General features: G+C 45.7%; 15 protein-coding genes. 5 read left to right on the forward strand and 10 right to left on the reverse strand.

The genetic code is table 11. From position 1 onward, the window contains the following. Positions 1-8 precede the first annotated feature (8 nt). Together OW491_RS09395 and OW491_RS09400 are read right to left on the reverse strand one after the other, a co-directional pair. Entirely contained in the window at positions 9-1,418 is a 1,410-nt protein-coding gene (locus OW491_RS09395; protein WP_290035728.1) for a phospholipase D-like domain-containing protein, read from the reverse strand. A gap of 263 nt (positions 1,419-1,681) precedes the next feature. After that, entirely contained in the window at positions 1,682-1,966 is a 285-nt protein-coding gene (locus tag OW491_RS09400; protein ID WP_075174292.1) for a hypothetical protein, read from the reverse strand. Positions 1,967-2,223: 257 nt separating this feature from the next. On the opposite strand from OW491_RS09400, the gene OW491_RS09405 reads away from it, so the two are divergent. The 3 genes from OW491_RS09405 to OW491_RS09415 all read left to right on the forward strand — a co-directional run bounded on the left by OW491_RS09405 (position 2,224) and on the right by OW491_RS09415 (position 3,766). Next, the gene (locus tag OW491_RS09405) at positions 2,224-2,808 is read left to right on the forward strand and encodes a Fe-Mn family superoxide dismutase (protein ID WP_075174293.1); all 585 of its coding nucleotides are present in this window, start codon (positions 2,224-2,226) and stop codon (positions 2,806-2,808) included. Between the two features lie 62 nt (positions 2,809-2,870). Continuing rightward, entirely contained in the window at positions 2,871-3,287 is a 417-nt protein-coding gene (locus OW491_RS09410) for a hypothetical protein (protein ID WP_075174294.1), read from the forward strand. Positions 3,288-3,301: 14 nt separating this feature from the next. After that, positions 3,302-3,766 carry a hypothetical protein gene (locus tag OW491_RS09415; RefSeq protein WP_290035730.1) on the forward strand — a complete coding sequence of 155 codons (465 nt, stop codon included), beginning with the start codon at positions 3,302-3,304 and terminating at the stop codon, positions 3,764-3,766. Here OW491_RS09415 and OW491_RS09420 read toward each other — a convergent pair. From OW491_RS09420 to OW491_RS09455, 8 genes are all read right to left on the reverse strand, one after another. Next, positions 3,763-4,599 carry a hypothetical protein gene (locus OW491_RS09420; RefSeq protein WP_290035731.1) on the reverse strand — a complete coding sequence of 279 codons (837 nt, stop codon included), beginning with the start codon at positions 4,597-4,599 and terminating at the stop codon, positions 3,763-3,765. The genes OW491_RS09415 and OW491_RS09420 overlap by 4 nt on opposite strands. 5 nt (positions 4,600-4,604) lie before the next feature. Beyond that, positions 4,605-5,420 (reverse strand): hypothetical protein, encoded by an 816-nt coding sequence (locus OW491_RS09425; RefSeq protein WP_290035732.1) that lies wholly within the window; start codon positions 5,418-5,420, stop codon positions 4,605-4,607. Between the two features lie 41 nt (positions 5,421-5,461). Continuing rightward, positions 5,462-6,661: a hypothetical protein gene (locus tag OW491_RS09430; RefSeq protein WP_290035733.1), complete on the reverse strand. Its 1,200-nt coding sequence runs from the start codon at positions 6,659-6,661 to the stop codon at positions 5,462-5,464. A 368-nt stretch (positions 6,662-7,029) separates the two neighbouring features. Next, entirely contained in the window at positions 7,030-7,398 is a 369-nt protein-coding gene (locus tag OW491_RS09435) for a hypothetical protein (protein WP_290035734.1), read from the reverse strand. Between the two features lie 107 nt (positions 7,399-7,505). After that, the gene (locus tag OW491_RS09440) at positions 7,506-8,525 is read right to left on the reverse strand and encodes an LLM class flavin-dependent oxidoreductase (RefSeq protein WP_290035735.1); all 1,020 of its coding nucleotides are present in this window, start codon (positions 8,523-8,525) and stop codon (positions 7,506-7,508) included. Positions 8,526-8,637: 112 nt separating this feature from the next. Beyond that, positions 8,638-9,495 (reverse strand): fumarylacetoacetate hydrolase family protein, encoded by an 858-nt coding sequence (locus tag OW491_RS09445; protein ID WP_290035737.1) that lies wholly within the window; start codon positions 9,493-9,495, stop codon positions 8,638-8,640. A 58-nt stretch (positions 9,496-9,553) separates the two neighbouring features. Further along, on the reverse strand, positions 9,554-10,162 hold the full coding sequence (locus OW491_RS09450) for a DUF2799 domain-containing protein (protein ID WP_075179660.1): 609 nt from the start codon (positions 10,160-10,162) through the stop codon (positions 9,554-9,556). Positions 10,163-10,166: 4 nt separating this feature from the next. Further along, complete coding sequence (locus tag OW491_RS09455; RefSeq protein WP_178967720.1) at positions 10,167-10,790, reverse strand: arylesterase; 624 nt, start codon at positions 10,788-10,790, stop codon at positions 10,167-10,169. On the opposite strand from OW491_RS09455, the gene OW491_RS09460 reads away from it, so the two are divergent. Continuing rightward, positions 10,789-11,514 carry an ABC transporter ATP-binding protein gene (locus tag OW491_RS09460; protein WP_075174300.1) on the forward strand — a complete coding sequence of 242 codons (726 nt, stop codon included), beginning with the start codon at positions 10,789-10,791 and terminating at the stop codon, positions 11,512-11,514. The two genes, OW491_RS09455 and OW491_RS09460, sit on opposite strands and share 2 nt — an antisense overlap. Continuing rightward, entirely contained in the window at positions 11,511-13,985 is a 2,475-nt protein-coding gene (locus OW491_RS09465) for an FtsX-like permease family protein (protein WP_290035741.1), read from the forward strand. Before OW491_RS09460 ends, OW491_RS09465 begins: the two co-directional genes overlap by 4 nt. The last annotated feature ends 9 nt before the right edge of the window (positions 13,986-13,994 follow it).

The raw sequence follows: 13,994 nt of genomic DNA on the forward strand, positions 1-13,994 counted from the left end.
AGCAATCACTAGAGTTGCGGCGCTAAGATGCGCATAAAGTTTTCCATTACACGTCGGACTCTGCTTTTAGAACGCGGTTCACTCACCGACATAGCAAGCAAACCTTGCATCCAGGTTTCAATCTCGCCCAGCACCCGCTCAGAAGCAACAAAGGTTGCTACCTCATAGTTCAGAAATAAACTGCGATTATCTAAGTTAACGCTCCCCAGCATAGCGCCTTGGTCAAACAACACGGCTTTGGCGTGTAGCATGGTGCCTTTATATAAATGAATAGCAATTCCATGTTCTTCTAGCTCACGCATAAAGGAACTGCGCGCCAAATCGGCTATCGTATGATTCGAGTTCTTGGGGGTAATGAGTTTGACATCTACGCCTCGGTTATGAGCAATCATTAACGCCCGCGTGAGCGCCTCATCAGGCACGAAATAAGGTGTAACAATCCAAATGCGCTGCACCGCTGAATAAATAGCATTGAGCAAGGATTCGTACAGCACATCGCCTTTTAAATCTGGCCCAGATGGTGCAACTTGCACGCGCGTATCGCACTGCGAGCCAGCATGGCTGTGCATGCATAGGGTTTTAATAGCCTCGCGCTCTGGCAAAGTCAGTTTTTCATGCGTGGCGTAGCGCCAATCAGACGCAAAAATTTTAGAGTAATCCCGCACCGATTCGCCTTCTACCCGAAATAACACATCCTGCCACCGTTTGGGATCAGACTGCGGGCCAAAATACTCACGTGATAGATTCATTCCGCCACTGAGTACACGGCAATGGTCGAATAAAAAAATCTTACGGTGGTTTCGCAGATTAATGTAATTTCGAAACGGCATTTTTAATACCGGCATAAAAAACGCAACTTGGGCACCCGCTTCGCGTAAGGCTTTAAATCGATGCTGCATAAAATAAGCACCAAGCGAACCTAACGAATCGATTAGCAACCGCACCTCAACGCCGGCTTTGGCACGCTCAGCGAGGCGATTAATCATCTCATGCGTTACTGCATCAAATTTAAAGACATATGTGCTCATGCAGATTGTATGTTCAGCCTGGCTGATAGACTCTAATAATGCCGAGTTTGCCTGCGTGGCATCCGTAAACAAATCGAATTGCTGTCTAGGTAAGTCATGCCCTTGCCCCACCAGCAGACCATTAAGCAGGCTTTTTTCGGTATTGTTATCCGCCAATGCCTGTAAACTGTAGTTCTCTTTTTTATATTTTGGCTTTCGCTTACGACTACCAAATATGAAATATAAAAATACCGCAACATATGGCATCAGCAACATTAACAGCAGCCAAGAAATCATGTTTACAGGACTACGCCGCTGATAAATCATATGAAACACGGTTATAAAGATCAGTAACTCACCTGTGATCAATATAAGGTGATACAAATAAAACGATGTCAATTCTTCCAACATAGGCCCTCTATCTAGCACTCCCACAGCTTGTGTTGCGCATCGCACACCTTATTCACAAACTTAGACAAGCGCAATGCATCCACTCTACAGTAAAAAAAGCAGACGCTGAGATGAGCTTTGATGGGAACTACCTGTTATCGCGCTTAACTCTTTCCTTGAGAAAACCCAGAAGAAACAATAATACTTTGAGGGCAATGGTACGAATAGACAGCAGAGCACAACCATGGCTGCGCCTGCTTTATGATGAACGAGTGCGTTTTATATTAGGACTCAGCGGCACACGACGCAGACCCTAAGCGGACATCGCGAGCAACCTGTTTTTGCATCAACGTATCTGAAATCGCGTTATCCATAATCGATTGCATTTCGATGTCACTGTAACGCTTGTGCATGTACTTGGATAGGCACTCGCACTGTTGTGCAGATGCCGATCCAGACGCCATGCACCCATCAATAAAGGGCTGGTAAGTTTTAGAAGTTAAATACTGTGACTTCACCACATAAATCGCCAACATGACGACCGCGATCCAGACGAGAATTTTGCTCATTTTTATTCTTCTTATGCAAGGCACTATTGATGACTCACCAAAGCGCGGAACTAATTAAGGCAATTTGCAGACTCATTGTATGAGCGAAGTGACGAAATAACAGGCCACTTTAGTCGCACAGCATAAGATCCATTAATCACACACAATTTGTGTCATGAAAAGCAGTTTCAAGGGTGCTATCATCGGGGAACTAAAAAAGTTGGGTTACCACCCAATACATAATGGCACTAAACGTGTAGACAAGAAGGTGAACAAAAATGAGCTTTGAATTACCACAACTGCCTTACGCAATGGACGCATTGGAACCACACATTTCTAAAGAAACGTTGGAATTCCATTACGGTAAACACCACAAAACTTATGTTGATAAACTAAACGGTCTAGTACCGGGTTCAGAGTACGAAGGCAAATCTCTGGAAGATATCATCAAGTCTGCACCCGCTGGCGGCGTATTCAACAACGCAGCGCAAGTATGGAACCACACGTTCTATTGGAACTGCCTATCTCCAAACGGTGGCGGTGAGCCAACAGGCGCTATCGCAGACGCTATCAAATCTAAATGGGGTTCTTTCGAAGAGTTCCAAAAAGAATTTAACGATAAAGCTGTTAACAACTTCGGCTCTAGCTGGACGTGGTTAGTTAAAAATGACGACTTCTCTTTAGAAATCGTTAACACAAGCAACGCAGGCAACCCAATGACAAGCGGCCAACGCCCTGTTATGACTTGCGACTTGTGGGAGCACGCTTACTACATCGATTACCGTAACGTTCGCCCTAACTACTTAGGCGGCTTCTGGTCATTAGTAAACTGGGACTTCATCAACGAAAGCTTCGCGGTTTAATACACATCACAAAGCACCCTAGCTTGGGTGCTTTTTTTTCGTCATGTCAAAAGGATAGGACAATGCCCTCTATACCAAACACCGTTAACGACGTAACTATTAACTTCTCAGCGCAAGCTAACAATTCAGTCGATCAGCGTATTGTCGATGCCCTGAATGAAATTATCACCAGCGAGCTAGTCGAGGATCATTCGTTAACATCTTTGTACGTATCTTCTGCAAACGACCAGCACTCACTCCCTAGTCGCCATGTTCAAGGGCAAGGTAAAGCGATCGATATTTCGAGAGTAAACGGGAAAAAAATCGTCCTTTATTACAACTCAGATGACGATGTAAAAGCCGTAGTTGATGCTTTACAAGCTAACTTTGAAAACTACCAACATCGCCGAGAAAACTTTGGTCCATCATTAAAACACAAGCTTGGTAGTAGCTTTCCAGTAAGCGGCCATAACGATCACATCCATCTATCTGTCAACTAAGGGCTAAACTACCCATGAAAACGATAGGACTCACTTTACTTTTGCTGCTGACAGGTTGCTCAGCCATTCAAGACGTCCCTTATATAAAAGAGACATTGGCTTACGGCGAGTTTACTGAACTAAACAGCTTAGACACAGCCGTTGAGAAAAACCTCATACTAAGGCTCTATAAAGTACCGTCGCATGATCACAGTTGTGGCATTGAAACAGAGCAGGCATGTAATTATGTTTATACACTAAGCGTTTCAACTTTTGACGAGCATCCCGAAGTAAATACCTACTCACTAGGTACGGGTTATATTTCGGATATTTCTTGGCTCAATGAAGACGCTGTAGATACTGTAAAACTTCAATACACAATGAAGTCTTACAGCGACTCAGCAACTCCGCCGACGGAGCAACGGGTTGAACAACATGTCATTAGCGTAACACCCAAAACGTTAATTCAAATGGAATCAGCAAACCCCTCGAAACTTTAAGCCTGACCTATCTGGCCACTTTCAGAGAGGTATTGATCTAATTGCTTTTGAATTTTCTTCGGTAATGTTGGTGACTGGTCTTTCCTTAACGAGAAACGCCCCAAGGCTCGTAACCAATTCCAGCGGCTGGATGGTGGCTTTTGATTAAGAACTGCCTCCCATTCGGCCTCTGTTTTAGCATCATAATCTGTCATAAAGGTGGTAACCAATTCTCGGATATCATCACTCATGGTCTCCGACGTTCCCGGATACTCTCCCAGCCAAAAAACCTTTGTTGAGCGCCCTTTATATTTAGTCAACCTGAGCATCAACGGTCCAAACGCATGATGGCGAGTTGTGGTTCTTACTGTGCGGTGAAATGGAGGCCACGCACCGTTGTAGAGGTTTTCTTCATTAGCTATGGATGTAAAATCATTGATATATATCTTTCCCATGAAATAAGAGTAAACCAGCTGATTGGTTCTATCGAAGAAGATTTTTGGTTTGTTTCTTACATAAAGCAAAATATAGCATATAAAAGAGAATCCTAATATAAAGAAAGAGTTACTTACAAAGAACCTTATTATTGCTACCTTTTTGTCTAAGGGGAATTTATTCATTAGGTACTGCACTCTTTGATCACTAATTTCGACTCCTCGACTCCAAGCGTTTCGTGTGGCCGTTTCCGGAAAAAAAGCATAATTAAAGCCTCTCACCCAACGATCATCAGAAACTATTAAATTGATTAAAACTGCACTTAACGCCAAGAAGAAAACAATCATGGATAATTTTATATAGCTGATATGGCTATCTCTAAAAACGATCGTCGAATTGTCAGTATTAGAGTTAATCATCGTCGCTATCCACTGATAACGATACCTTTATCCTGCGCATATTCATCTAGCTGCTTCTGAATTTTCTTAGGTAATGTTGGTGACTGGTCTTTCCTTAATGAGAAACGCCCCAAGGCTCGCAACCAATTCCAGCGGCTGGATGGTGGCTTTTGATTAAGAATTGCCTCCCATTCGGCTTCTGTTTTAGCATCATAATCTGTCATAAAGGTGGTAACCAATTCTCGGATATCATCACTCATGGTTTCCGACGTTCCCGGATATTCTCCCAGCCAAAAAACTTTTGTTGAGCGCCCTTTATATTTAGTCAACTTGAGCATCAACGGCCCAAACGCATGATGGCGAGTTGTTGCTCTTACTGTGCGGTGAAATGGGGGCCACGCGCCGTTGTAGAGGTTTTCATCATTGGCTACTGACGCAAATTCATTGATGTATAATTTCCCCATGAAATAGGAGTAAACCAGCTGATTGGTTCTATCGAAGAAGATTTTTGGTTTATTTTTAACATAGAACAAAAGATATGTTGCACAAGAATATGGCAATAGAAATATAAGGTTCTCTATTAAAAAAATTTTAAATGTTCTAAACCGATCGACTGGCAACGCTTCCATATAGTAAGCAAGATCTTCAGCACTTAAGCCGTTATCCCCGCCATAACTTTTAGTAAAAGCCTTTTCAGGAAAAAACGTATAATCAAAGTAGAAACTCCAATCATCATCAAAAAAAATTATATTTCCATAAATAACACTAAGAACTATCAAAAACCAGATCATTGATAGTTTTATGTAGGAAATATGCTGATCTCGAAACCAAATTTTTCTCATAATTTTCTCTATAAATAAAAACCCATACCAGACCTAAAAACTCAAATACTTCCTGCCGGAAATTTTTTATAGACGTTAAATTCTCCGTTTGGATAGCGGTCCATCGACAATGAAACAGACACCCACTTCCTCCTGAAATCATTTAAATTTTCTAACTTAACTTCAATAACCCCATCTGATAAAAATCTAGTTACGAAAGGTATCGACCCAGACCTTCTACTGCGACCATTAATGGATCCAGAATTAGCATAAATATTTATTTCTAGGGTTTCATTAATTTCTTTTGAAAAAGGATAAAATACTATTTCTAGCTTACCATCACCTAAATTATTATCAGTGATTTCCGGTTTATAAATCATATGTAAAAGGTATTTAAGCTCATTGTTGAAATACTCATCGATTTTCCCTTCTTTTTTAAATCCATCAACCTGAGTAATTTTTAATGAAAACACTAAAGCACGTACTGCATCATTAAACTTAGGTGAGCTTCCCCAAAAACCTCGTTTAGCCCATTTTTCATAATCGGTATCTTTAAAGAATGAGATTACAACGCCAGCCACGATACACAGTGCACCTAGAATAGCGACAGGCCATGCTACAGCAACACCTGCAAAAAAGATGACAGCCCCGACCAATGACAAGGCTACTGCTAGCCCTATTCCTACCCACCCTACGAGTTTAGCCAACGTAGTAGGCGCCGCACGTCCTAAACCATTGCGGATTATCTCTGAGCCACTTCTTGCCGTTCGGGCCAACGCTGGGGAAAAGCTCAGTATGCGATTAGAAACACTTTGCGTTAAAAAATTTGAAGTCAGTGATGTTTCAGGGAAGGCGGCACTTACCCCTTCCATGAACGCGGTTGTTATTTTAGTTCTTGGGTCATTCGCAAAATAACCTAAGTGCGTTGTGGAGTAATTAGGGTCGTCATATTTTTTTAACGTGCTGTAAAGGGAGTAGCTCGCTGCAAAAAATCCGATCCCGTTCTTTAAAAAGTCTTGTTCTGCTGACAAGACATTTTCGCGGTTCAGATTCAATATTTCTTTTCGCACCCCAACGGTATTAACAATGTATTGCCCCGTTGGTATTTCTGGCACAGGAAAACGAGTGTAATTTCTTCCCAATAAATCAGATCGTGTCGGCACGCCATACCGCTGCATTAACCCACTGGCCATATAGAAATAGTATCGTTGTACCGCACCTATATCTTGATAGACTTGATATACGCCGTTTACGAGCCGCATAGTGAGTCTTAAAGAAAGGTTAGCGACAGCAATGCCTGATCGGGTCGCATGCTTAGCAATGGCAGATCCAAAAGCTCGCATAAATTCATTTAAGCTAATGACAAAAGATTTGGTTGTGTCAGGGGATAGCTCAAGAAAGGAAACGGTCGACTTTAAAACCGCTTCTATAATTTTCCCCGTATCGGTTTTATCTTCGTATTTAACGGTCCACTTTAAAGTAGGGTCTATTCTGCATTCTGCGTACTCTTGGCCTTCTCTACATAAGGTCGCGCTGTAAAAAACTCGACCGTAAGTAATTAGCATGTATTCAGTGATGCGCCCTTTTCTGTCGGAGCCAAGCTGCTTTGATAAAGGCAGCATTTCGGAAATCACGCTACCTTGATATAAAAATAGCCTTTTCGTATTCGGAGTAACTCATGATTTGGGTGAACGTCAATACTTTGCGGGTGGGGCTGAGGACTAGCGCCATCGATAAATGACAGCAACGTATCTTCTGTTAACGCGAAGCGCATCGGGAAGATAGGAATAATATTAATTTCATCGCGCGACGGCGGTTCGACTTTTTGTTCTTTCCCCGCACTGGACAAACCAGTGCCCTTGGCATTGGGAGAACCGGCAGGCGTGCTCTTTGGTGGTAAAATCGCCTGTGCATCCTTGATAGTTGGCGATTGCAAAATTCGATCTGTAAAAGCCGATAAGCCTTCGACTGTTGAGGTTTTACCGTTACTAGATGCCATTGAATGCACTCCTTGCCTCAATGTAATTAATTCAGTCCATGAGTGGCCTATAGTACCGTTGATACTTCTCAAACCCAAGCTGATTGCTTGGATTTAAGATAGATAATTTACTTCGTCAACTCCGCGAGTCTCGCCAACAATTCGTAAGATTTCTGCCGCGCTGTTTGATCATATACTGCCGTATTCACGATCAGTTCGTCTGCTTGCGTTTTATTAATAAACTCATCTAACTGCTGCTTTGCGGTTTCTGGTGAGCCGACAACTGACGCGCCTAAAAAGTCATGTACCGAGTGCTTTTCGTGCGGTAGCCAAAGGTGGTCCATCGAGTCGACCGGAGGTTGCATTTTACCCAGATCATTCCTAAATAAGCGCAACACATGTTGCTGCTGGCTGGTAAAGAGTCGCTTGGCTTCTTCATCGGTCTCCGCAATAACGACATTCATCCCCACCATGGCATGTGGTTTTTCCAGATACGCAGATGGAGTAAACGCTGATCGATAAATGCCCAGCGCTTGCATCATGTAACCCGGAGCAAACTGCCCAGCAAAGGCATACGGTAAACCGAGCTGCCCTGCCAGTTGCGCGCTAAAACCACTGGAGCCTAGCAACCAAATGGGAATATCCAGACCGGCTCCTGGTACAGCGGTTACGTCGCTCTCGTTAAAGAAATAACGTTGCAGCTCTTCTAAACGCTCAGGAAAATCATCGCCGTTGGAGCCTGTTTGGCGGCGCAGTGCACGCATTGTTTTACCATCGCTACCGGGTGCACGACCTAAGCCAAGATCAATCCGACCGGGGTAAAGTGACTCTAACGTGCCAAATTGTTCAGCGATGACTAGCGGCGCATGGTTAGGCAACATGATACCGCCTGCGCCTACACGGATATTTTGCGTTCCTGCCGCTAAATGGCTAATCAAAATGGACGTCGCTGAGCTGGCGATACCCGGCATGTTGTGGTGCTCGGCTACCCAATAACGTGTGTAGCCTAAGTTATCCACATGTTGTGCTAGCGCTAAGCTGTTGTTGAAGGAATCAGCCGCTACTTGCCCTTCAAGAATGGGTGCCAGATCCAAAACAGAGAGCGGTGTGTTAGATACTGTTTTAGGGGGATGCGTTGCATCAGCCATGATAAGTTCAGCCTAATCTTTAAGTGTGTAGGCTCAGTATGGTGGCGATCAGAAGCGGTTTAAATGCTCGTAGGCTGCAACGCAGTGTTGCAGCCTCGGGCGAGCAATCATCTTATTTATCAATACTAGGTTCTTGCGCGATGGGGTTACGCAGTAGGCCTACACCACTGATCTCCACCTCGATAACATCGCCGGGCTTCATGTATAAGCGCGGTTTACGCACAACGCCAACACCACCGGGCGTACCAGTTACAATGACATCTCCAGGTACTAAGGTACAAAAAGTGGAGATATACGAGATAAGCGCGGGTATATCAAAAATGAAATCAGAGAACGCAGAATGCTGTACTTGCTCCCCATTTAAGCGCGTTGTAACAGTTTGGTTGGGCAAATCCGCATCATTGATCTGGTCGCGAGTGACCATCCACGGCCCAAAAGCACCGGTATTATCGAAATTTTTACCAGCCGTAAATTGGCGCGTATGCATCTGCCAATCTCGAATACTCGCATCGTTATAACAGCTATAACCTGCGACATGATCAAACGCGTCCTTTTCAGCAATATGGCGACCGCCCTTGCCAATAATAACGGCCAGCTCGCCTTCAAAATCAAGCTTTTCAGAAACAGTTGGGCGGATGATCGGCTGGCCTGAAGCGACCTGCGTTGAACTGAAGCGAGTAAAGAGCACCGGGTGCTCCATCTCTGGCATACCTGTTTCTAACCGATGACTTTCGTAATTGAGACCCACACACAAAATTTTCTCGGGGTTGGGGATCACGGGCAATAAATCAACGGCGGCTAATGGATAACTAGGGACACTAGTTAGCACATCCGGCACGTCAAATGGATCGGCTAGAAACTGCCGAAGGTCATTAATTTCTGGATCTACGCCACCTAGGTCATAAACATTTTGATCGACCACGGCGCCAAAAGTCGGGCGGCCATCGATAGAAAAAGAAGTCAGTTTCATGTGATATCCTTAAAGAGATAAATCGAGCTGGGCGCTCTAGCAGAGCAAGGCACCCAGCTTATTGCGGCTGGCCATGAATGGCGTCCATTAATGTTTGATGCGTGGTTTCCCACTGACGCAATGCTTGCAGAACATCTTGCCGCTCCATTCTAAGCCAAAACAATGCTTGGTAATGCTCGTGTGTTTGCAGTGCATCGCGCGCAGCATGCTCTGCGCTATTAACGCGCAAGGGTCGCCGATGTAAAAAGCGCGTTTGTTCTTTTGCTATGAGCCGCTCTAGCTCATCCACTCGTCGTTCCAGCTTATAGCGCTCTGTTGCTGGCTGGTAGCCGCTCATAAAGCTGGCTTCGTCAGTGGCAGGAGTATGGCATGTCCCTTTGTACTGGCCGCCATGCAATCCAAAATAGTAGCCCTTCGATTGCGTACAGAAATGCTGCAAGCCTTGTTGATAGCCTTGCTCATATTGTGTTTTATCTGGCACCACGCTCACATCCGCACAAGAGCGATAGTACTTTTCAAGCCGGGTCGCTGATACACGCCCTTGCTCTGCATCGAGCTGACCAACAGTAGACCAGTCGGCTTGCAGACATTCTTTATCACTCATGGCGCTGCATGCACTTAACGCACTAACCATCATAATGAGCTGCGAGCAACGCCATATATTCATCGTCTTAATCCGCCAGCATCACAGAAGACAATGTAGGCCATACCTGCTCTAACACAATCGGTTGTGCTTCGGCTGTCGGGTGTAAACCATCGCTTTGCATCAGCTCAGGTTTTAATGCGACATCTTCTAGTAAAAAAGGGACGCGAGCTAACTCATACTCTTGAGCTAAACTTTCATAAAGCCCAAAGAAGCGACGCGTGTAACGTGGGCCGTAATTAGGCGGCAGCTGGATTCCTACAATAATCGGCTCCGCACCCGCCTCTTGGGACTGGTCGATAAGCGCACGTAAATTTTGTTCTATACGGGGAATGGGCGTGGCACGTAATCCGTCATTTGCGCCCAGCTCAAGAACTATCCAATTGGGCTGATGTCTATTAAGTAATTCGGGTAGACGGGTTAGTCCTCCTTGGGTGGTTTCGCCACTAATGCTCGCGTTAACGACTTTAATATCCGACCCTTGCTCAACTAAACGATTTTGAAGCAAGGCAACCCAGCCCTCTTCCGGTTTTAAGCGGTAAGCGGCCGATAAGCTATCACCTAATACCAAGAGTGTTTGAGCCGATGCATTATTCCATGCCAACATGGGAATGAGCGCTAAAGACAACATAACGAGACGGAAATACGACATGCCAGAGACTGCTCCTATTGCTATTAACGCCAACCATCTCGCAAAAACCTTCAAGACTCAAGCGGGAGAGCTAACTCTCTTTAACAACTTATCACTGCAAGTACAGCAAGGTGAAAGCATTGCTATTATTGGCCAATCCGGTGCGGGAAAGTCGACATTATTAAGTTTGCTTGCGGGTTTGGACACACCAACCAGCGGAAATGTTCAGTTATCAGGCGTTGACCTAAGTACATTAGAAGATAGCGAACGGGCCGCATGGCGAGCTCAGCACTTGGGCTTTATTTTCCAATCATTTCATTTGCTCCCAGAACTCAATGCCACTGAGAACGTGCAACTTCCTTTAGATATCCGAGGCGATAAACTAGCGAGCAACAAAGCCATGAGCTTATTGGATCAGGTTGGTTTAAGCCACCGACATGATCATTACCCGGCACAGCTCTCCGGTGGTGAACAGCAACGTGTGGCGATAGCTCGCGCCTTTGTCACATCGCCCACTATCTTATTTGCCGACGAGCCAACGGGAAATCTAGACGCCGAAACCGGCGAGAAAATTATCCAACAACTGTTCGACTTAAACGCAAGAAAGTCCACTACGCTGGTACTGATCACACATGACGATCATTTAGCCTCACGTTGCGATCGGCAATTCCGACTCTCGAATGGTCAATTGGTTGACGTTAGCCGTGCCCAACCGGATCTGTTGGCGGAGGCCTCGCCACTATGATTGCTCGCCTTGCATATAAACAGTCTAAGGCTCAATGGCGGCGCTCCGACTGGCGTGCGTTATTAGTGTCTCTTTTTCTAATGACAAGCTTGATTACCCTTTTGAGTTTAACGGGAGACCGACTGCAAAATAGCTTGGTTTTACGCAGTGCCGAAGTCCTTGGCGCGGATATGATCATTAGTAGCAGCCGTCCACTGGACGATGAATTACGCAAAACAGTCGCTGACAGTGGACTTGCCTCTACTGAAGTCACCCAGTTTTCTACGGTAGTCGAAGCTGGCGACGCTATTTTACTCAGCTCGATCAGAGCCGTATCTCCGCCGTACCCCATGCGCGGAGAAATAGTCACCCAACCACCCTTGCCCTCATCCGCCACAGCGAATGAAAGACTACCTTCCCCTGGGAATGTTTGGGTTGAGCAATCTGTTTTAGATCGACTAGGCGTCAACGTGGGCGATACGATTAACATCGGCTATGCTCCGCTGGTGATTGATCGGCTCATTATGAGCAGTCCCGACCGAGGCAGCGGATTTCGCAGCTTTAATCCGCAGATAATTATGCGCAGTGAGGACTTAGCCGCCACTCAGGTTATCTCACCTGGCAGCCGAGTGCGTTACCGCCTGTTATTAGCCGGTGATACTGAAGCGGTTGCTAATTTGGACGCGGCACTCAAACCCACCCTTAAAACATGGCAACGAGCCTTTACCGCCCAAGGAGACCAGCCGGTTAGCCGCAATGCCATTGGTAACGCTGGCCAGTACCTCAAGCTTAGTGCCTTATTCGCGCTGCTATTAGGCGGTTTTTCTATTTTCCTAAGCTTGCGTCGTTTTAGTGCTGACCAGCAACACAGAACCGCCCTTCTCTTGAGCTTAGGGCTCTCTCGTCAACAGCTCATGCAACTGTTTGGTTTGCAGCTCTTTAGTGGATGGCTAATAGCGGCTATTCCCGGGATGCTGCTAGGTTTGGGTTTGCATTATGGTGTGATGAACTTGCTCAGTGGCCTTCTACCGCAGCCACTACCTAGCTTGAGCATGCTCATGTTACTCAGCAGCCCTTTATTGGCGGCCGCCATATTACTGGTACTCGGTTTGCCAACCTTACTCCCCCTCAGCCAAATATCGGTAATGACTCTGCTACGCCAAGACAGCGCGAACAACACCCATACGCCTAAATGGGTACAGTTAGTCACGCCATTACTATTATTTGGATTGATGTCCTTGTTTGTTGAATCGCTGGTCTTAGCCGCGTTAATGACCGCAGGATTGCTGCTGATTGGCTGGTTGTCTGGCTACGCCGTCCAGTGGTTAATCCAACAACTCAACCAACGCTTAAAACATCGGATCAGGCTCTTCCCGTTACTCACATTGCGTATACGACAACAACGCCATTGGCATCGCTTGCAAGGTGGCGTTTTAACCTTGCTATTGACCTTAATGTCCGTGCTATTTTTTGCCCGCCAAGACCTGCTTAATGACTGGGAACAACAACTACCCGCTGATACACCTAACAACTTCGTTATTAATATTCAGCCTTGGGAACGAGATCAAATTGATACCTGGCTAAATGAGCATGACGTGAGCGCGACCCTGTACCCAATGATACGTGGTCGCGTAACGACCATTAACGGCGTGTTACCGGAGGAAATCCTCACACCAGAACAACAGGATCACAACACACTCAACCGAGAGCTTAATCTGACATGGGGCACCGGCATACCAGCGCACAACACGCTGGAAGCAGGTGAATGGAGCAGCGACAACAATGCTATATCTATCGAAAAATCGATGGCCGATGAGCTAGGTTTAGTGCTTGGAGACGAGCTTGGTTTTCAAGTAGGCAGCGATACCTTTACCGGCACTATTACCAGTGTTCGCGGTGTCGAGTGGACGTCATTTCAGCCTAACTTTTATGTGGTCTTTTCTCCTGGAGTTATCAACGATTTACCCGCAACCTACATCACGAGTTTTAGGCTAACACCGGAACAAAAACCGTATTCAGCGCAGCTGGTTAAAGCGTTCCCCACATTGACGTTAATCGATGTGGAGCAACTGTTAAACCAAGCTCAGGACCTGATTAATAAACTAAGCGACAGCGCCTCGTTTATCATGCTACTCACCGTGCTAAGCGGCCTATTGCTGGTGGTGGTGACTCTGCAACAAGACCTAGCCAAACGTCGGTTTGAAGTCGCCTTATTACGCACGTTAGGCGCGTCTATGCACCAAGCCCAATGGCTGGATCGCATGGAATACATACTGATGGGCTTTAGTTGTGGCATCGTGGCCGCCGTGATGAGCGAAGCGTTATTATTGGGTATTTATTGGGGGCCATTGGATCTACCACCGGCTTGGCACCCGTGGCTTTGGATATCACTACCATTGCTAGCTACCGTTTTGTTCGCACTCACCGGCAGCCTAATCCGACGGGGTTTAAGCCTGCCCCGCAGTTATCAGCTATTAAAAAGCCATGATTAGCATGGCTAG

The sequence above is a fragment of the Neptunomonas sp. CHC150 genome (assembly GCF_030397555.1).
In the GTDB taxonomy this organism is placed as follows: Bacteria; Pseudomonadota; Gammaproteobacteria; order Pseudomonadales; family Balneatricaceae; genus Neptunomonas; species Neptunomonas phycophila.